This is a genomic window from Candidatus Woesearchaeota archaeon, assembly GCA_027858315.1.
In the GTDB taxonomy this organism is placed as follows: domain Archaea; phylum Nanobdellota; class Nanobdellia; order Woesearchaeales; family UBA583; genus UBA583.
On record JAQICV010000038.1, the window covers coordinates 1 to 20,500 of the forward strand.

The window sequence follows — 20,500 nt, forward strand, 5'->3', positions numbered from 1 at the left end:
TTATTTAATTCTTGACGAAAAGAATTCTCGTGAGGAATTATTTGTTTTTGTACAAGTTTACGAATCATAATAATTAAAGAAATTTGAACTTTATAAATCTACTTCGGATAAAGCCTAATATAAAATTCGAAGAATAAAAGCTTGTTATTGATTTTTTTGTTTAAGATATAGTTAAAAAATTATATTAAATATCTTTGATTGATTCGAATTCAACAACCTTTTGATCATCTAGAACTAAAAGAGTATTTCCTTCTTCATAACCTAGTTCTTCAGCAAGTTCAATCATACCTTCTTTTAATCTAATATCTCCGTGAGCAGGAACAATATATTTAGGATGAATCATATTCAATAAATCTCTATGATCTTCTCTTGATGCATGTCCTGAAACATGAATATCTTTAAATATTTTACATCTAAAAGGTTCAAGTTTAGCACTTAAAATTTGACTCGCTTCAATATTTACTTGTGTAGGAATAACTTCGGATGAGAAAACTACAATATCATCTTCTTTTAATTCAAATGGAGTTCTAGCTTCAGCAATTCTTGAAAGAACAGCATTATCTTCTCCTTGGTGACCTGTACATACAATAATATAATCTTTTTTATTTTTATTAATTATATCTAGCCATTTATTAATTTCAGCAGGACTCTCAGCAATTGCTACATCTTTTTCTTTAAAATCAATAATTCCTGCATTCTTAGCAGCTTTACAATACTTTGCCATACTTCTACCTAAAAAAACTAATTTTCTTCCAAGTTCGTTAGTAAGTTCCATAATAGATTTAAGTCTAGTGATATGTGATGCAAAAGTTGTAATAACAACACCTTGTGTATTAACAATATCTGTTTCAATGAAAATATCTCTAAGCATTTCTTTTACAACAATTTCAGAAAGAGTTTTTCTTTTAAGATTACTTCTCAAACTATCAACAACAAGCATTGAAATTCCTTCTTTCTTATCAATTTCTCTTAATCTTTCATAATTAGTTCTTTGACCTAAAGCAGGCCTATTATCGAATTTAAAATCATTAGCATACATAATTACTCCATCTTTAGCATGAATTGCAATAATTGCAGCTTGAGGGATTGAATGTGTTGCATTGATAAATTCAATTTCCAAACCTGAAGGGAGAGTAATACTTGAATTAACATTTACTTTGATAAATTTATTTTTAAGTGGTTCTTTAACACTTCTAGAAGATTTCATTAAAACTTTCAAAACTTCAATTGTAAATGGAGATCCATAAATTGGACAATTAAATTTTGAAGCCATATACTGAATAGCACCTACATGATCTAAGTGAGCATGAGAAACAACAATTGCTTTAACCTTATCTTTTTTTGCCATGATTAATTCAGGATTAGCCATAATGTCTTTCTCAATCATCTCTTCAACACTCATGTTATCTACTTCATTATTATAAGCTACAAGATTGCTAAGCTGTAATCCCATATCACAAATAATAATCTCGTCTTCGATTTCAAAAGCTACCATATTTCTGCCGGCTTCGTTAACTCCACCCATTGCATATAATTTATGTTTATTTTTTGTCATTTTTTAAATTAAAATATAGAATAAGTATACAAATTATCATATTATTCATTGATAATGTATTTTCCTTAAATTCTCACTACTTCAAATTTAAGTATATCTTTTTAATAAAAAAGTAAAATAATAAACGAGTTTAATATACTTTATTCTATCCTAGAAGATATTTGTGTTTATTTATTTATAAATGTTCTTATTATCGAACATTATCAAAAGTAGCTATTTTTGTTGAATGTATTGTTTGAACTTTTTCATTTTCCCCCAAATGATTTCTTCATCAAATTTGCCTGCTAAAGCAAGGATAGCCTCCATTTTACCATCCTCATAAACCTCTCCTCTTAGTTCACAAAAATCCGAAATTTTTTTGTTATATTTTAATCTTGAATCTTTATAAATGAATCTAGGAGTAATAGTTCCAATATCTATGCTGAAAATTTCACCTCTTATCTCGATTTCCCCTCCTGGCATTAAACCCTCGAATACTAACTTTCTTCCACCTCTAATCGAATACCATTCCTTGTTCTTATCTTCTGTAATTTCAAAATCAGGGTCATTAATCTTATCTCTTAATTTTTCTCCTTTTTTAATCACTCTTCTTAATTTTGGATAATAAGATAAATATTTTTTAATATTTGTGGTAATCTGTTTTTGGATTATTTTTCCATTTAATTTTAAAGCCTCTTTACTTAGATCTTCCCGCTCTTCATCACTAATCTGAAAAAATTGTTCTTCGTAAAAATATGGGTCGTAATGGTCTACAAAAAGATTTTTAGAATAGTTATTTATTTTATTTAAATCATCGAATTCATATTTTTTAGATTCTGCACATGAATATGTTACAATTGATAAACAAGCACAAGTTGCAATTATTAATTCATTAAGTTTCAATTTACTTAAATTACAACATTATTCCTTTATAATGTTTGTGTTTTCATTTTATTCTTTAAATATAAATGAGTACTCAATCAAATTTAACAAAAAGCATATAAAGGCTTTTTTTCATTAAATTATTATGAAAGATTTATATGAAAAAACAGGAACATTAGCACCAATTTTAAATAAAAGAGAATACACAAAAGATGAAAAAACTGTATTATTACATTTTTTCACAAATATTGATAAAAATGTATATTGTGCAACTGATGCAATGAGTTCGCAATTATACGCTTTTTTAATGGGACAATATTCCAGAACTTCATATTCTATGAGGGATAGATTTTTACAATTATTTGAAGATGCACAAAAAAATTTTGATGAAGGAAAAATAACAAAAGATGATTTTATTTCATTAGGTGATTTGGCCGAATCTATAAAAAATGATAATCGTAAGGGAATACAATATTTCAATGATAAAGCTGCAATTTTTCTAAAAAAATGGGGCGTTGATTATGGTCATAATTCTCTAAAAGATGCAGATAGAATAAGATTTGCAGTAGAAAATATTTCTGAAGTATTCACAAAAGTAATTGAAGCTCCATTTCCAACACTTGGAGATTTCCAAGAAAAGTCTACAAGATATGTAAGTTTTTCAAAAGAAAATATAATTTATTCTCCTAAATTAGAAAAATCAAAATTTGGACCAAAAATAAAAGAATATATGGAAGAATTAATGGATTTATATGAAAAATATTTACCTGTAGTGAAGGATGTTCTTGTTGGAAATAAAGTAATAAATAGGAAAGACTTTCAAAGAGAATCTGCATTTGAGAGAACTCTTAATGCAAAGGCATTTGATATAGTAAGATATTTACTTCCAACAGGAGTAGCAACTTCTCTTGGATGTGGTTTCTCTGCAAGAACTGCTGAATCACATATCTCTGAAATGTTATCTCATCCACTAGAAGAAGTAAGACTCGTTGCAAAATCGATGCATGAAGAAGCAATAAAAGTATCACCTGGTCTTTTAACTCATGTAAAAGAAAATGAGTATTTGAGAATAAAAAGAGAGAAAACTCAAACTATTACTGAAGACATATTTGAAAAGTCCTATCTTGGTGATATTCATCACGGAATTGAAGATTGTAATAGGGTAAAATTAATTTCTTCTGATAATCTAGACAATATAATTGTTGCATCAATTTTATATGAAAACTCTCGAAAAAAAGGAATTTCATTTTTAGATTGTCAGAATAGAGCAGAATATCTCTCACAAAATGTCAAAGAAAAAATAATTGAAGCAGAATTAGGGGATAGAGGTCAATTTGATAGAATGCCAAGAACAATTAGGCATGGAAAAATCATATTTGAATTTTTAACTGATGCTGGTGCATATCGTGATTATCAAAGACACAGAGCTTCACCACAATTATATCAAGGAATGGGAGCAATACATGGATATGATTATCCTGAATATATGGATTTGCTTGGAATGGAAGAATTCACAAAAGACTATGATGAAATAATGACAAAAATAACAAATCTTTCCAGAGAAGTAATCAAAGAAGAAATTTATGAAACAGAATATATTGCAGCATTAGGTCATTTATTAAGAACTACATTTGAAATGGACCCTGGTCAATTAGCATACATTATAGAATTAAGAACAACTCCTCATGGTCATCATTCATACAGGAAATTATTTCAGGAAGTATACAAATTAGTACAATTAAAAGCTCCAATTTTCTCAAAATATATTCGAGTAGATCAAGATCTTCAAGCAACAAGAGTAAAACAAGAAGAAAAAGCTGCTAAAAAGAGAGAAGAATTAGGTTTGAATTAAATCATTTAAAATATGAAAAATTAATACATTCATCAGTTTTTGATCTCATAGTTATATCTTTAAATTCATCTCTATAATCTAATACGATTTCTTGAATTATAGGGTCTATATGTCCTTGGAAGTCTTGACCCCATTGATCTTTATATTCTCCAGTTAACATTCCTAAAAATTCATCTTGTTCAATAGCTTTTCGGTAAGGTCTATCATTAGTCATAGCATCATTTAAGTCACCTAGCATTATTATTTTTGCACCAAGTGGAATGCTCTCTCCTTTTAAGTCTAGTCCATATCCTGTACCATCTGATCTCCAATGATGATTTCCTGCGGCAGAATAAGCAAATTCTAATCCTGGAATATTTTTTAAAAGTCTTGCCCCATATTCTGCATGTTTTGTGACAATTTGGAACTCTTCTTTACTTAATTTTCTTGGAGCATGTAAGATATTCCAAGGTACAAATATTTTCCCTATATCATGAAGAAGACCTGCGAAAACTAGTTGATTGAAATAATTTGTGTGATATTCATTCACACTTTTATCAATAGCTCCTCTAAATTCTTTTTGTAATATTTTATACTCAGATTTGTTTGATAAATTTATTTTCTCCCATATAAATTTTCCAAGATATCCACTAAGAAATCCCATTCTTAAATCGTGAGAATGAGGTTCATTATCATAACCTCTAAAATGAGTTTGAATTGACTTACATGTAGAATAAGCACCACGGTCAGTTATTTCTCCATTAATTATGTCAAATTCTATATTTAGACAAATATAATCTGTTATGTCATGACCAGTTTTATCTTTTTTAGGAATTCCATTTAAATCAGTCCTTGGCACTCCGACAGAAATTCTTTTCTTTACTCTGTTTTCTAATAGTTGTTCTAATAGGAAGTTTGGTTGTATTGGAATAACTTTAGATTTCAATGAAGGAATTATTCTTTCAAAATTATATGAGTTATCACACAGTAAATTATTTTTAATTCTATGTTGTAAACTCCCTCCTTCTTGACATCCAATACACTTATTACTACCCTTGAATTCAATTCCATCGCTTTTAACTATTAGACTTGGTGGCATTCTCTTATTGTTATGAATATTTCAATAGTTATATATGTTACTACTTAATGTACGCACAACTTTTCAAATATATTATGTATATATTAAACTTTCATCACAAACTAAACTAAAAAATAATTATTTTTTATGTGCATTTTAAAAATCCTATTTTCAAATAGTTTTATAAATCATCTTTCTTTTAATTTAATATGGAACAAGGAGAAAGAATTACTCCAATGATGAAACAATTTCTTGAATTAAAAAAACAATATTCGGACTGTATTCTCTTATTTAGAGCAGGAGATTTTTATGAAACATTCTATGATGATGCTAAAATTGCATCAAAAGTTCTTGGAATTACATTAACAAAAAGAGGTGAAACTCCAATGGCAGGAGTCCCATTTCATTCAATAAATCCCTACATTAAAAAATTAGTTCAAAACAATTACAAGGTTGCAATGTGCGAACAATTAGAAGACCCTAAACAAGCAAAAGGTTTGGTAAAAAGAGGAGTAACAAGAGTAATTACTCCTGGAACAATTCTGGAAGATGAATACCTTTCTTCTTCTGAAAATAATTATATTATGTGCATATATTCTCCAAAAGATATTTCTGAAAAATATGGAATATCTATAGTTGATATTACAACTTCAGAATTTTTAACAACTCAAGTAACAAAATTAGAAGATGTGAAAACCATAATTAAGAGATATTCTCCTAATGAAATAATTTTAAATGAATCTTCATTTGTAAGAGGACTAAAGGAAAATATTAAAAATTCAAATATATATTATAATTTTTTATCTGACATAAGATTCAATATTAATTATGCAAACGAAATACTAAAAAAACAATTTGGACATAAATCTGAAGAATTAGGACTTGAATCAAAAGAATACTCAGTAATTTCCTCTGGTGCTTTATTGTTTTATATTTACAAACTTCAAAAATTAGAGCTATCTCACATAAACAAAATCACATATATTAATCTATCATCTAATATGGTTTTAGATTCAATTAGTTTAAGAAATTTAGAAATAATTGAGAGTCTTTACATAAAAGATAAATCCAAAACTCTTTATGGAATTTTAAATAATACTAAAACTTCAATTGGGGCAAGACTCCTTAAATCACACATTGTAACACCTCTATTAGATAAGAAAGAAATCAATAAAAGATTAGATGGGATTGAAGAATTAAATGAGTTAATAATTGAAAGAGATGAGATCAGAGAAATGCTTGATGAGTTCTTTGATATCGAAAGAATAACTTCGAGAATTTCTTCAGGATTAGTTTCTCCAAAAGATTTATTTGCTCTAAAAATTTCTCTTCAAAAACTTCCAAAAATAAAAGAAGCTTTATCATTATTTCAAAGCGAATATCTTACTCAAATAAAAAAAATAGATGTATTAAAAGAGATAACTGAACTTTTAGAAAATTCTATTTCAGAATCTGCACCAGCCCATCTAAGAGATATTGGATATATAAAAAAAGATTACAATGATAAATTAAAAGAACTTTTCGATTTAGCATTTAATTCTAAAGATTATATTAAAGAACTTGAAGAATCTGAAAGATTAAGGACTGGAATTTCAACTCTTCGAATTAGATATAATCGAATATTTGGATATTTTATAGAAATTCCTAAGACTCAATCTTCTAAGATTCCTGATGATTATATTCTAAGGCAAACTCTTGCAAATAATTTTAGATATACAAAAGAAGAATTAAAAGAAAAAGAAGTAGAAATTTTAGGAGCTGAAGAAAAAATAAAGAATTTAGAAAAAGTACTATTTGAAGAAATAGTATCAAAGTTAAAATTCTATATTAGAAAATTCCAAGAAATTGCGGGAAAAATTGCTCTTCTTGATGTTTTAACAAATAATTCATTAAATTCACAATTATATGATTATACTAGGCCAAAATTTAATGATGAAAAAACTCAAATAATTGAAGGTAAAAATCCAATTGTAGAGAGATTCATAACTGAGTTTATCCCTAATGATACTTTTTTTGATAAAGATGAAACTATAAAAATTGTAACTGGACCAAATATGGCTGGAAAATCAACTTACCTAAGACAAAATGCATTAATAATAATTATGGCCCAAGCTGGATTCTTTGTCCCTGCAAAATCTGCAGAGCTTAAAATATATGATAGAGTATTTACTCGAATTGGTGCTCATGATGAACTATCTGAAGGTCAATCAACATTCATGGTTGAAATGACTGAGACTGCAAACATCATTAATAATGCGACTGAAAAATCGTTTGTTCTGCTTGATGAAATAGGTAGGGGAACTTCAACTTATGATGGACTCTCAATTGCATGGGCAATAACTGAAGAATTAAATGAGATTGGTGCTGATACAATTTTCGCAACTCATTATCATCAATTAAATAAACTCTCAGAATATTACTCTACAATTGAAAATTACAATGTTATGATTCGTGAAGAAGGAGATAATGTTGAATTCTTAAGAAAAATAATCAAAGGTGGAACAGATAAAAGTTTTGGAATCTATGTAGGAAAACTTGCAGGAATTCCTGAAAAAGTATTAAACAGAGCAAAGGAAGTTCAAACAAATATTGAAGAAAAAGAAGAGATTGTAATTAAGCAAGAATTCAAAGAAACTTTAGTAAAGAAATCTAAGAAGAATACTGATAACAAAAATAAAGGTTTAGGAGATTTTATTTAAGAGAGTCTTCATAATTAGAAACTAGTTTTTCAAGATTTTTTCTAGTAATCTTTTCTCCATTTGGATCAATAAAAACCCCCTTTTCCATCATTTTATATCCTGAACCTTCAATTAATCTTAAATCAAATTCTTTTTTTTCAGCTATTGAAATTGAATTATCTTGATTTAGATCTGCATATTGACTAATAGTAGAATTATATTTTTTATTATCTCTAGATGCAGGGTCACTCATTGTCGCGTAATTTAGGACTGTAATTAATCCAATAGATACTCCTGCAACTATAATTGCATCTTTCCAATGATTTCTAATCATTTGATAGTTCTTGTTATCATTTTTTTTATCCATAAATATGATTCTTTTGTATATAATATAAAATATTCCAAACAAAAATATAGACAAAACAAAAAATCCACATTTGTTTACTATTTAAAACTTTTCAATAATTTTATAAACATTTAATTCTAAAAATACTTAAGATGAGAGATAAAATAAATAAACTTCTTGGAAGAAAGTCAAATTATTATGATGATGAGATTAAGCAAATGACTCAAGAGGAAGAATTAAAATTTTTAAGAAAGGAAAATTCTAAACTAAAAAAGAAAGCTTGTGAGCAAGGAATTCAAAAATTCAAAACAAGAAGGAGTATTAGAAAATTCTCAGAAAAACCAGTTGATTTCAAATTAATTTGTGATGTAGTTGAAGCTGGAATGAATGCACCTTGTGCAGGTAATGTTCAAAATTATAAAATTATAATTGTGGAAAATTCAAAAAAGAGAATTGAATGTGGTAAAATTGCGATTCAACAATACTGGTTATCTCAAGCGCCATATTTATTAGTAGTTGTAAGAGATGACTCAGAACTCTCTGCACTTTATCCGATGAGAGGTGAATTATATTCTATTCAAAATGTTGCAGCAGTAATTGAAAATGTTTTAATGGCGGCTCACTTTCAGGACTTGGGAGCGTGTTGGGTTGAAGCAGGAGATAATGAAGTATTAAAAGAATCTTTAGGTGTCCCAATGGATAAGAAAATAGATGCAATAATTCCTATAGGTTATCCTCTAGAGAATCCTCAAGTTCCAAAACTTGAAACAATGGAAATGTTATTTTATGAGAAATGGGGAGAAAGGCATAGATAGTTTTTTTAGTTTTTCATAAAAAATATTTTTAAAGAATTAATATTAATTTATAATTATTTCAAATCATCAATTTCTACTGAATCTTCACTAATGATTTTCTCAACTCTCTCAATTCTATCATCACCATGAAGATTTACAATTTTAACACCTTTAGTATTTCTTCCGATAATTCTTACATCACTAATTGGAGTTCTAATAATCTTTCCATGTTTTGTAACAATTAATACTTCATCTTCTTCACCAACTGCTTTCATGGTAATAACTTTTCCATTCCTTGCATCAGTCTTAATATCAATAACTCCTCTTCCAGCTCTTTTAATAGTGGGATACTCTGAAATCAATGTTCTCTTTCCAAAACCTGCCTCACTGATTGTAAACATGGTCTTTCCTGGGTGAGCAAGCTCGATTCCAATAACTTCTTCTTCTCCTCTTAGATTCATTGCTTTAACTCCTCTAGCAACTCTTCCTAAAACTGAAAGATCAGATTGTTTAAATCTAATCGCAAGACCTACATTACTCTCACAAATAATATCTTCTTCATGTGATTTTGTATAAATAACATTTAGAACAGTGTCTCCTTCATCTAAATTAATTGCTTTGATTCCACCAGCTCTTGGTTTTGCAAAGTTCTTCATTTCAGTCTTTTTAATAATACCTTTCTTAGTTAGGAAAATCAAGTATCCTTCTTTTAAGTCAGGAACATTTGCAACACTTGCAATCTTCTTTCCTCTTAGGTCAATGTAGTTAACAATTGGTCTTCCTTTACTCTGTCCTGCAATAGTTGGAACTTCATAAGCTTTCATCCAATTAATATTTCCATCATTAGTAAAGATTAGAACATTATCTTTTGAATTAGCAACGAATAAATTCTTAATCATATCTTCATCTTTGATGTGAGCATTAGAACCTTTTCCTCCTCTCTTCTGACTTCTATAATCTTCTAGGGGTACTTTCTTAATGTAATCATTTTGAGTAATCATTACAACAAAATCTTCATCTTGAATTAGGTCTTCAATTGACATAATACTCTCATCTCTAATTAATTTAGAATATCTCTCATTATTGTATTTATCTTTAACTTCTAATAATTCAGTTCTAATAATTTTATATTGTTCTGAAACAGTCTCTAAAATAAATTTGAATCCTTTAATTAATTCTAGTATTGCATTATATTCTGCTCTAATCTTTTCCATCTCAAGACCAGTTAGTTTTTGTAATCTCATATCAAGAATTGCTTGAGCTTGAAGTTCACTAAATGAATATGTGTTCATAAGTCCTTCTTTTGCTTCAGCTCCAGATTTAGATTTTTTAATTAATATAATAATATCATCGATATTATCTAGTGCAATTTTTAGACCTTCAATAATATGTAATCTTTCTTCAGATTTTTTCAAATCAAATTTAGTTCTATTAACTACAATCTCTTTTCTAAATGCAATAAAATTGTGTAGATACTCTTTCAAATTTAAAACAGTTGGAACTCCATTTACAATTGCAAGCATCTTGGCACTAAAGTTTGTTCTAAGTGAACTAAATTTATACAATTGATTCAAAACAATATTTGGATCAATATCTTTTTTAATCTCAATGAAAACTCTAATTCCTTTCTTATTACTCTCATCTCTAATATCTGAAATGTCTTTAACTCTTCCAGTTTTTACTAATTCTACTATTTGATTAATTAAATTAACTTTATTTACTTGATAAGGAATTTCTTCAATAATAATTGCACTCTTTCCTTTAGCAAGTTCTTCAACAGAACACACGGCTTTCATAGTAATTGAACCTTGACCTCTCAAATAAAAATCTTTAACAGAGACATTATCTAGTATCAATGCACCTGTAGGAAAATCTGGCGCTTTAATAATTCCTTTTCTAACAATTTCTTCAATACTTTGTTCTGGATTATCAATAAAGTCAACTGCAGCATCAATAACTTCTCCAAGATTATGTGGAGGAATATTTGTTGCCATACCAACAGCAATACCTGAAGAACCATTAACTAAAAGATTAGGAAATGATGAAGGTAGTACTGCAGGTTCATTAACAGTACCATCAAAATTAGGAACCCATGTAACAGTTTCCTTATCAATATCATCCATAAGTTTCTCTGCAATCTTTGACATCTTAGCTTCAGTATACCTATAAGCTGCTGCGTTATCACCATCAATAGAACCAAAGTTTCCTTGACCTTGAACAAGAGGATATCTTAAGTTCCAGTCTTGAGCCATTCTAACCATAGCATCATAAACACTACTATCTCCATGCGGATGATACTTCTTTAATACCTCTCCAACTACTCCGGCTGATTTAGAGAATTTCTTATTTGGTAATAATCCTTCTCTAAACATTGCATACATAATTCTTCTATGTACAGGCTTTAATCCGTCACGAACATCAGGAAGAGCTCTTCCAACAATAACACTCATAGCATATGAAAGATAGGCATCTTTCATTTCATTTTCAATAAAAACACTTTTTGTTCTTAGTTCCTTATTATCCATACTAAACTTTCTCATTTTCGTTTATTGTATATTTGTATTCACTGGAGAGTTTATAATTTCAAAAAATCACAAATTTCAAAAATAAGGCATTTTAGAAGTCAAAATTGAAGAGATTTTATTTCTTCACAAATCTTCATTTGTTAAGAAATGACTAAAAATTTACAATTTTTAATTTATTTTTAGAGAATTTTAATCTTTTTATTAGTAGAGTCAACTTTTATAAATTAAAAGTGATACTATCTTACTATGGATATTAGAGAATTACGAGAATTTTTAGAAAAATTTTGTCTACCTGAAGATAAAATTGACGAATTTACCTCAAACAAGTCTCTAATTGTAAAAAACAGCAATATCTTCTTGACTAATAAAAAATTAAATAAAGATGAAGTATTTACTAATGGTTTAATCTTTGTTAATTTACAAAAATTACTTCCTTCATCTTATCTATTAAAATACATTCATCAAAATACTAAACCAATTAAGATTAAGTCTGAAAAGCAATCTTTAAACTTCACATATGCAAAATCTTTAAGTCTTGATAGTGTAAATTGTAATCAAAGATTAGTAGAAAATCAATACTATATAGTTGAATATCAAGAAACAATATTAGGATACGCTAAATTCATTCAAGACCAAAAACATGCTATAATTAATATAATGAATATTGGTGAATATTTAAAAGAGTAAAATTTATTAATCTAAATAATACTATTATTATATGTCAAAAACAAAACTATACACTCAAGGAATGAATCTTGACAAAATTAGATTTATTTCAATAGCGCATTTAAGAAATGGTGATGTGATATCTCTAGTCCAAGCTGAAACGACAAAAGAAATAATGCCAATTGATGAGAGTTATCAAGAATTGATCTCTATAGGTGATGCTCAAGACAAGTTTCAAATAAAGATAGTCCCGAAAAGCATATATGATAATTTAAAAAAACTAATCGTTAATTAGACTTCCAATTGGAAAGCTTTAAAAACCAAACCTCATTTGATATTACTAGGTTATTATACTATATTATACAAAAAAATGAAAAGAAGTTCAAGAAGATGGAAAAAGAAAGGTCAGATGCGATGGAAGTGGCAAAAGAAGATCATGAGAGCTAGAAAGAGAAAAGAAAGAAATAATAGATAAATTTCTTAAACTTAATTTTTAGAACAAACAATGTCAAATATAATTTTAAACAAACTCAATTCTCTACAAAAACAAAAACAAAATAGTAAATTTTGGAATATAACTTATGAACAAGGAATATTTTTATCTAATTTAATTGAAATTAAAAATCCTAAAAGGATTTTAGAAATTGGAACTTCAAACGGTTTCTCTACATTGTTCTTGTCTAAAAATTTAAACAAAGATTCGATAATTGATACTATTGAGGTAAATGAAGAAAGATATAATTTAGCAAAAAAAAACTTTGAGTCTTGCAATCTTAGTCTAATTAATTCACATCTTGGTAAAGCATTTGATATTCTTCCAAAATTAAAAAATACTTATGATTTCATTTTCATAGATGCACTTCAAGCTCAATATTTAGATTTATTAAAAGAGATTGAAAAATTAAAAATCACCTCTAAAGACTTGACAATTATATTTGATAATGTTGGGTCTCACGAGAATATGCAAGAATTTACAGACTATGTAAAAATTTATTATCACACTGAATTTATAGGTCTTGGTGGAGGCATGTTATATGCTACAAAATCTACTCTTTAATTAATGCAACAAACCAATCATTTTCAATGACATTTTTATATCCTTCATACTTCTCATAAAATTCATACAACTCATTTTTTAAAGGTAATTTTTTACCTTTAATTTCAATCGTAGTTTTATTAGTGATATCATAGTAATTCAATTTTTTAATTTTTAAAATTACTTCAGAATATGCATATTTAAATAATTCTTTGATTTTCATTTTATTAGCTTTAACAAATATTTTGGGTTCTGTATTTTTTTTAATTTTTTCAAATTCTTTAAGTTCATCAAAATCTTCTTTAAGAATAACTTTTACTTTTTTACTCTTATTTATTTTTTTTAAAAGAAGAATATCTTCAAATTTTTTCTCTAGATTTGAGTCTTTATATTTATCTTTTTTATTATCTTTAGAATCTTCTTTAAAATATGCTTCTAATACTTGTTTTATTTCTATAGAATTTTTCTCATCATAAATTGAGAGTACTGATATGGAATTCAAAATTACTAAATAAAGAGAATACATATCATTTACATTTAATTCATAAAATTTTATTTTATTGAGTATATTTTCAAGTTTTTTATTTGTATTATTTATCAATTCATTTTTTGAGAGGTTTTTTTTATAAGCTTCAAGATAATCTAAAATAGTATTAGATGAGCTAAGCATATATTTTTCACTTAACATTTTCGCTTCAATTTGCTTAGGGTAATGATTATTTTCAATACTTTTCAAAATAAGTTTTTTAATAAGTTTTTTAATTTTATTTCTTAGTATATATTTTTTATTTTCACAGATATTTTCAGAAATAACTATATTCTTAACATCAATATTATTTTTTGAAATTAGTTGAATTACTAATTCATTCACATTTTCAAATTCTACTATATTATCTTCATTTAATTTCTCCAAAATTCCTTCATAGTTTTTATTCAAAAAAAGATTTAGATATTTTGCTTCTTTTCCTGAAGTTGTTTGTAAATAAAGTCTTTGCAAAGTTTCTTTTTCTAGATTAAATTTAATTCCACTAAGTTCTTGAAATTCTAAAGAGTTTTTAATTGGTAGGAATTTTTGATTTGAAACATCTTTCCAAATTGGTAAAGGTAAATTTCCGTTTTTGGTACTAATTTTTATTGGTTGTAATTTTTTTATTTGATTTATTATTTTATCTTTATCAAAATTAGTTTTTGCTAAATTAATTTTTTCAATAATTTCATCTTTATTAAATCTTAATCTTAATTCATAATCAATATCATTATATAATCTCAAATTAGTTTTTTTATCAAGGAATATTTCTTGCTTTTTTTGATAAATTTGAAATGGTTTAACAACATCTTTAATTTTGAGATTATCGTAAATATTAATAGGAGTTTCATTTATGAAATTATCTTTTATTAGACTAACTAAAGGTAAATTCATTTTAACTGCAAGTTTAAAATGTTTATATCTAAGTGTAGGAACAAACATTTCTAATTCTGATGAATTGGAAACATGTATTTTTTCAAAGTCAAGTTTTTTTATATTAGATAAATATTCTTTTAGATATTCAATAATTTGTGGTTGTGAGAAATTTAACTTATATTTTTTATTATATAATTCTCTAGGTTTAATTTCTTTTTTAGTTTTCACTTGAATATCTTCAAATTTATTACTCTGAATATCTAAAAGGATTTTTTCAGTGCAAATATATTTTTTCAAATCTTTAGTGTTTTCAATTTCAAATAATTTTGTTCTCTCGCCTACAAGAATTGTGTGGCCTAAAAGAAAACTAATAGGCATATCTTCAATAAGTAGTATTTTTTTATTCTCAAGTTCAATTTTACAAATATAAAACTCACAACTAAGGGTCTCCTTTTTCAAATCTTCATAATCAACTATATTATTTTTTAAAACTTTTTTAATAGTAATCTCTTCTATTAAATTTCTATTAATTATTTGATTATAAAAAAACTCTAAGTATTTATCGTCGTTCATTTTATGATATTGTTGTAAGTCTATATTTGTTGTCTTCAATTTCTTCAATTTGTATATCACTACCAAAATAATTTTTTTTAACTTTAACATCTTTATATTCTATAACAATTAGATTACCTTCTTTTCTAAGTTTCGTATCTTCATAACTAAGATCTACTTGAAAATTCCTATCTCCAATAAGTGTTGAAGCATAAGAAAGCTCAGTTGCAGTTGCTTGTGCTTGAAGATAATGCGGATTTGAAGTAATAACTATTGCAGCGCTAATAACTAAGAATAAAAATACAACAACAATAACTTCATAAATCTCATAAACATTGCTAAAGATGTCTGCCATAGTATATATTATGAACTATTTACTTTAATATAATGCACTATGATTTATGGGTAGTAAAAATTAATTTTTGCTTATATTTAATTAATAAGAGTAAAAAACATTTTTAAATAGATTTCATTTCAGATTATTATGGTTTTAGAATTAATAGTAAATAATATTGAGTTTTTCGTATTCAGTTTACTTCTAACATTGTTTTTAGTTTTTAAAAGAAAAAACATACAAATTCAAGGATATTTTCCTGTATTTTATTTAATACTCTACAAGACAAGATTAGGTCTTGATAAAATGAGTTCATGGTCCTCAAAGCAACCTAAGATATTTTTGGGATTATCTTATCTTTCAATATTTGTTGGAATTTTTGGACTATTTGCCTCATTTTTTTTCATGATATGGCAATTAAAATATATTTTAGATTTTAATATAACTCAAGGTGGCGGTTTAGTTTTACCTATTAAAACTGCATCAGGTACCATTGCAGGAATTCCTGTTGTAGCACCTCCATTTTTTGAATGGATAATTGCTCTAATGGTTTTAGTTATTGTTCATGAATTTGCACATGGTGTAATTTCTGAAAGATTTAAAATCCGAGTTAAATCTAGTGGTTTTGCTTTTGGAGGATTATTCTTACCATTATTACCTGCAGCATTTGTAGAGCCAGATGAAAAACAACTAAAGAAAGCTTCATGGTGGAAACAAATTGCAGTATTTGGTGCAGGTTCTACTAGTAATTTTATTTTTGGTTTTTTATTTTACTTAGTATTTATTTTCGTAGCACTCCCATTAACTAGTGCAACCATGCAAGTAAATGAAATTTCATTTAATTCAGTTTTAAATGAGAGTGATTTAAACAATTATAATATTACTTCGGGAAATATAACCAAATTTAATGGAGTTGAAGTTTCAGAACTTGATTTTGTAATTTTTAATGGAGTTGGCCCAGGAATGAGTGATAGAACTTTTTTATTTAGTTTTTTGAACTTAAGTGTAAATGAGAGTATAAGTCTTACTATTGATGATGGTAAAGATATAAATACTTATGATATAAATACTTTTGAGAATCCAAGTGTTAATAATTCAGGAATGATTGGAATTTCAGGTTATGAACCAAAAATTGAAAATAATGGCGAATATGTCTACATTGGTAATTTCCCAATATTTTTCCAAAGATTGATTTATTGGATTATTTTATTAAATATAGGAATTGGAATTATGAATCTATTACCATTATGGATAACTGATGGTGGACAAATTGCAAGAACACTTCTAGTTAAAACAATTAAGAATAAGGATTTGGCTTTTAGAATATTAAATATTGTATCTTATATGACATTATTACTAATAGTATTCTTACTTTTTCCAAATCTTTTAAGATCAATATTTTCTTTATTCTAATTTTTTAAATAGTTTTATAAACTTTTTAAACTCAAATAAATTATGATTAAATCAAAAAAAGGAATGTCATGGGAGTTTCTTATAGGTCTAATAGTCCTAGGTGTTGTTCTTATAATCTCTTTTAATTATGTTCAAGAATTTATAACTGAGGGAGAATATCGTTCTTCAGTTATTGGATGTAAGACTTTTTTTGAACAAATTGATGGAAAACCTGCTTTTTTTAATAATTCTTTAAATGATGTATCTCCTAAATTATATACTGCAATATCTAAAATTTGTCCTTCAAGAGATTATGAAATTGAAAAAAATCAAATCTCTCCTGCAGCAAATTTAATTTCTGATTGTTGGGATAAAACTGGAGCCGGAGAAGATATATTTGGTGCTGAAGTAAGGGATAAAGGGATTTGTTTGTATTGTGGGAAAATTACTGCAAAAGATGAAATTCCTAATTTCAAAGATCAAATTTTAAAAGAGTTTGAAAAAGAAGAGTACTCAAATTTATACTCTGAACAAACTGGTGCAAATAATGTGAATAAATTGTACTTTGAGAAAATACCTAACTCTTTAGATGAAGACAAATCAGCTGCAGTTTTTTATTATGCATATAAACCTCCATATCCTGCTCCTGATAAAAATGGGGAGATTAATTTTGCAACATTTTTTGATGATGTCGTTCTAGGCAAATTATCTCAAGTTGTAGGAAATTTAGGAGCAATAGGAAACTACATTAATTATTTTACAACAACAAGTTCGATAGATACTTACACTGGAATAATAGTGACTTCTCAAATTGAATATGATGAATCTAAAAGTATTGACGATATAAATAATCAAATTGAGTTATATGGTTGTGATGTAATAATCCCTGAGAAAAATATTAAATAGAAGAATTAATGATTATAAAAATTATTACTTTTATCTTGCATAGCCATTCTATTAAAATGTGAATTAAGTTCCATTTGCATTGCAGGAATAGTAATTATAGGAATAAAAAACAAAAAAAACCAATAAATTCCATTTGTTCTAGTGATTCTTCCAAATGATAAACAAAACTCGTAAATATATTTTAAAACTAAAAATAGGATAAATCCCCAAATTACTATTTCTAAAATTTCAACAAATAAGTTATCTATAATTAATCTTTTTATAATTAAAACTACATAAAACCATCCAAAAGGAAGGAGCATCATAACTGCAGCACCTCTTGCAGCATCAGGGGAAAATTTATCTAAATGTTCAAATTCTTTATTTTTAGAATAAATCCAAGTTATTATATAAAATCCTAATGATATTATAATTAATCCAAGAACCAACCACGGATTAGTTTCTCTAAATTCTTTAAAATAAATTTCTCTTTTAGTTGGATTTCTAGAGTACATATATTAAAAATAATAAGACTATTGCTTATTAAGTTTTCTTATTATAGATTTATAACAACATATAATTTAGCAAAAATTCTAAGAGTTTTTATGAATTGGGGAAAGAATGAACTAGAATGATATAAGATTATTTAGAATTTCAGATATTTTTCACAAATGTATAAAATATAATAAACCTATATAGTATGTAATATTGTGCAAGAAATGAGTACTTAGTACAAAATTGGCGTAGAGTTTAAATTTTGGGCAATCAAAAGGTCCAAGCCCGATACGAGAATTTTTTTTTGTTATACGAAAAATTCAAAGTATGTGACCTTGTGCTAGAAATTAGTGCTGAGTTGAAATTTATGTGAACTAAAAAGGACCATGCCCGGGATTTGAACCCGAACTATGAGGACCACAACCTCATGTGCTAACCAAGTTACACCAACATGGTCATTATTGGGTATGTAAGGTTAATTAAATTCTAGTTATAAAGTTTTTGATAATTTATTATTCGAATAGTAATTATACCATTATAAACCTTTTTGTAATACTAACAAATATTTTTTAATTCTTATGTACACTCTCAAGAACAATAAAATTTAAATATGGTGAGGTATGCATTTGAGTTATGAGTATATTTAGAGCATATGATATAAGAGGGATTTACCCTTCAGAACTTTCAGAAAAAGATGCATATTTAATAGGTTATTACTTAGTTAAATATTTAAATTTAAAAGAGATAAAAATTGCACATGACTTAAGATTATCTTTTGAAGCTATAACAAAATTTTTTATTCAAGGAGTTTTAGATGCAGGTTCCAAACCAATTTATTTAGGTGAATTATCTACGCCTGGTTTTTACTATTCATTATTTGAAGGGGTGAATTCAGGAGTAATGATTACAGCATCACATAATTCCAAAGAGTATAATGGAATAAAAGTAATGAATAATATGGAAAGTTTTGATTCAAGAAATGGAATGTTTGATTTAGAAAAGCTTGTGATTGAAGACAAAGATAATAAAATTGTAGAATTAAATCAAATTGAATCTGATTTAAATGATCTGTTTTTGGCGGATTTTTTAAAAGAAAATGAAGTCGAGTATTATTTAACTAAGGAAAACTATGTTAATTTTCTAAAAGACTATTATGATAAGATATTGGATGAAGAAGAAAAAAAAGTTTTGGAAAATATCAAATTTTCTTTAGATTTTTCTTCAGGAGTCTCATCTTTAGGCGTTGTTCCTTTTTTAGAAAAAACTAAATTAAATTATAATTTGTTAAATGAAAAACCTGATGGTAATTTTCCAGTTCATTCTCCAGACCCACTAAAAGCAAAAGAGTATCTATCTAAATTAAACTTAAAAGACAATTTATTTACTTGTGCTTTTGATGGGGATGGTGATAGAATAGTATTCTATGATGAAAATTCGAGGTTTATACTGCAAGATTATATAATTGCAATGTTTATAGATTATTATGTTTCTGAGGGAAGTAAAAGTTTTGTTTGTGACTTAAGGGAGTCAAGAGTTGCATTTGATATTGCAAAAGAAAATGATGTCACTTTAAAGCCTTTAAGAGTTGGAAGAAGTTTTTATCAAGACTTTTTAAAAGAACATTCGTGCATTTTTGGAGCAGAACTTTCAGGCCATATGTTTTTTAGAGACTATCGAAATTTAGACAATCCTGATATAGCATTAATTATAATGTTAAAAATTGTATCTAAAGAATTATTAAAAGGTAATTATAATTTCAAATTTTCAGATTTAGTTGTTAAATACAAAACTTATGAAAGGATTCAAGAGACTAATCTAAAAGTTAAAGATGCAGATAAAGTTTTAGAATTTCTAAAAAATAAATATGAAAAAAATCTTGTCATGGAAATTGACGGGTATTCATTTGATTTAGGAGATTATTGGTTCAATGTTAGGAAATCAAATACTGAGCCTATAATTAGGATAAATCTTGAAGGGAAAGATAAAACAAAAACTCAAGAAGAATTTGACAATTTAATTAAATTTATTAATTCTGTTTAATCTTTAAATTAACTACTCTCAAAAACAAAA

General features: G+C 26.6%; 17 protein-coding genes and 1 tRNA gene. 9 read left to right on the top strand and 9 right to left on the bottom strand.

The window, feature by feature from the left end; all coding sequences use genetic code 11:
* Positions 1-184 precede the first annotated feature (184 nt).
* Together PF569_02950 and PF569_02955 are read right to left on the bottom strand one after the other, a co-directional pair.
* Positions 185-1,555 (bottom strand): MBL fold metallo-hydrolase, encoded by a 1,371-nt coding sequence (locus tag PF569_02950; GenBank protein MDA3855192.1) that lies wholly within the window; start codon positions 1,553-1,555, stop codon positions 185-187.
* 213 nt (positions 1,556-1,768) lie between these two features.
* Positions 1,769-2,437, bottom strand: a complete 669-nt coding sequence (locus tag PF569_02955) for a hypothetical protein (GenBank protein ID MDA3855193.1) — start codon at positions 2,435-2,437, stop codon at positions 1,769-1,771.
* Positions 2,438-2,561: 124 nt separating this feature from the next.
* Here PF569_02955 and PF569_02960 point away from each other — a divergent pair, with 124 nt between their 5' ends.
* On the top strand, positions 2,562-4,268 hold the full coding sequence (locus tag PF569_02960) for an FAD-dependent thymidylate synthase (protein ID MDA3855194.1): 1,707 nt from the start codon (positions 2,562-2,564) through the stop codon (positions 4,266-4,268).
* A 1-nt stretch (position 4,269) separates the two neighbouring features.
* Here PF569_02960 and PF569_02965 read toward each other — a convergent pair whose 3' ends face one another.
* Positions 4,270-5,346, bottom strand: coding sequence for an HD domain-containing protein (locus PF569_02965; protein ID MDA3855195.1), 1,077 nt, complete (start codon positions 5,344-5,346; stop codon positions 4,270-4,272).
* 188 nt (positions 5,347-5,534) lie between these two features.
* Between PF569_02965 and mutS the strand changes: the two genes are divergently transcribed.
* On the top strand, positions 5,535-8,024 hold the full coding sequence (gene mutS / locus PF569_02970) for a DNA mismatch repair protein MutS (GenBank protein ID MDA3855196.1): 2,490 nt from the start codon (positions 5,535-5,537) through the stop codon (positions 8,022-8,024).
* Here mutS and PF569_02975 read toward each other — a convergent pair.
* Entirely contained in the window at positions 8,017-8,370 is a 354-nt protein-coding gene (locus tag PF569_02975) for a hypothetical protein (protein MDA3855197.1), read from the bottom strand. The genes mutS and PF569_02975 overlap by 8 nt on opposite strands.
* A gap of 131 nt (positions 8,371-8,501) precedes the next feature.
* Here PF569_02975 and PF569_02980 point away from each other — a divergent pair, with 131 nt between their 5' ends.
* Positions 8,502-9,164 carry a nitroreductase family protein gene (locus PF569_02980; protein MDA3855198.1) on the top strand — a complete coding sequence of 221 codons (663 nt, stop codon included), beginning with the start codon at positions 8,502-8,504 and terminating at the stop codon, positions 9,162-9,164.
* A gap of 53 nt (positions 9,165-9,217) precedes the next feature.
* Here PF569_02980 and gyrA read toward each other — a convergent pair whose 3' ends face one another.
* A complete protein-coding gene (gyrA, locus tag PF569_02985; protein ID MDA3855199.1) occupies positions 9,218-11,668 on the bottom strand; it encodes a DNA gyrase subunit A in 2,451 nt (816 codons plus the stop codon).
* Between the two features lie 246 nt (positions 11,669-11,914).
* Here gyrA and PF569_02990 point away from each other — a divergent pair, with 246 nt between their 5' ends.
* The 3 genes from PF569_02990 (at position 11,915) to PF569_03000 (ending at position 13,391) form a co-directional block, all read left to right on the top strand.
* Positions 11,915-12,355 (top strand): hypothetical protein, encoded by a 441-nt coding sequence (locus PF569_02990; GenBank protein MDA3855200.1) that lies wholly within the window; start codon positions 11,915-11,917, stop codon positions 12,353-12,355.
* A 31-nt stretch (positions 12,356-12,386) separates the two neighbouring features.
* On the top strand, positions 12,387-12,629 hold the full coding sequence (locus tag PF569_02995) for a hypothetical protein (protein MDA3855201.1): 243 nt from the start codon (positions 12,387-12,389) through the stop codon (positions 12,627-12,629).
* Between the two features lie 210 nt (positions 12,630-12,839).
* Positions 12,840-13,391: a class I SAM-dependent methyltransferase gene (locus PF569_03000; protein ID MDA3855202.1), complete on the top strand. Its 552-nt coding sequence runs from the start codon at positions 12,840-12,842 to the stop codon at positions 13,389-13,391.
* On the opposite strand, the gene PF569_03005 is transcribed toward PF569_03000, so the two are convergent.
* Together PF569_03005 and PF569_03010 are read right to left on the bottom strand one after the other, a co-directional pair.
* Complete coding sequence (locus PF569_03005) at positions 13,381-15,345, bottom strand: hypothetical protein (GenBank protein MDA3855203.1); 1,965 nt, start codon at positions 15,343-15,345, stop codon at positions 13,381-13,383. The two genes, PF569_03000 and PF569_03005, sit on opposite strands and share 11 nt — an antisense overlap.
* A gap of 1 nt (position 15,346) precedes the next feature.
* The gene (locus PF569_03010; protein MDA3855204.1) at positions 15,347-15,679 is read right to left on the bottom strand and encodes a hypothetical protein; all 333 of its coding nucleotides are present in this window, start codon (positions 15,677-15,679) and stop codon (positions 15,347-15,349) included.
* Between the two features lie 129 nt (positions 15,680-15,808).
* Here PF569_03010 and PF569_03015 point away from each other — a divergent pair, with 129 nt between their 5' ends.
* Together PF569_03015 and PF569_03020 are read left to right on the top strand one after the other, a co-directional pair.
* A complete protein-coding gene (locus PF569_03015; GenBank protein ID MDA3855205.1) occupies positions 15,809-17,071 on the top strand; it encodes a site-2 protease family protein in 1,263 nt (420 codons plus the stop codon).
* Between the two features lie 42 nt (positions 17,072-17,113).
* Positions 17,114-17,956 (top strand): hypothetical protein, encoded by an 843-nt coding sequence (locus PF569_03020; GenBank protein MDA3855206.1) that lies wholly within the window; start codon positions 17,114-17,116, stop codon positions 17,954-17,956.
* Between the two features lie 5 nt (positions 17,957-17,961).
* Here PF569_03020 and PF569_03025 read toward each other — a convergent pair whose 3' ends face one another.
* Together PF569_03025 and PF569_03030 are read right to left on the bottom strand one after the other, a co-directional pair.
* Positions 17,962-18,450 (bottom strand): hypothetical protein, encoded by a 489-nt coding sequence (locus PF569_03025; GenBank protein ID MDA3855207.1) that lies wholly within the window; start codon positions 18,448-18,450, stop codon positions 17,962-17,964.
* A gap of 362 nt (positions 18,451-18,812) precedes the next feature.
* Positions 18,813-18,886 (bottom strand) — tRNA-His (locus tag PF569_03030).
* A gap of 177 nt (positions 18,887-19,063) precedes the next feature.
* Between PF569_03030 and PF569_03035 the strand changes: the two genes are divergently transcribed.
* On the top strand, positions 19,064-20,470 hold the full coding sequence (locus tag PF569_03035) for a hypothetical protein (GenBank protein ID MDA3855208.1): 1,407 nt from the start codon (positions 19,064-19,066) through the stop codon (positions 20,468-20,470).
* Positions 20,471-20,500 lie beyond the last annotated feature (30 nt).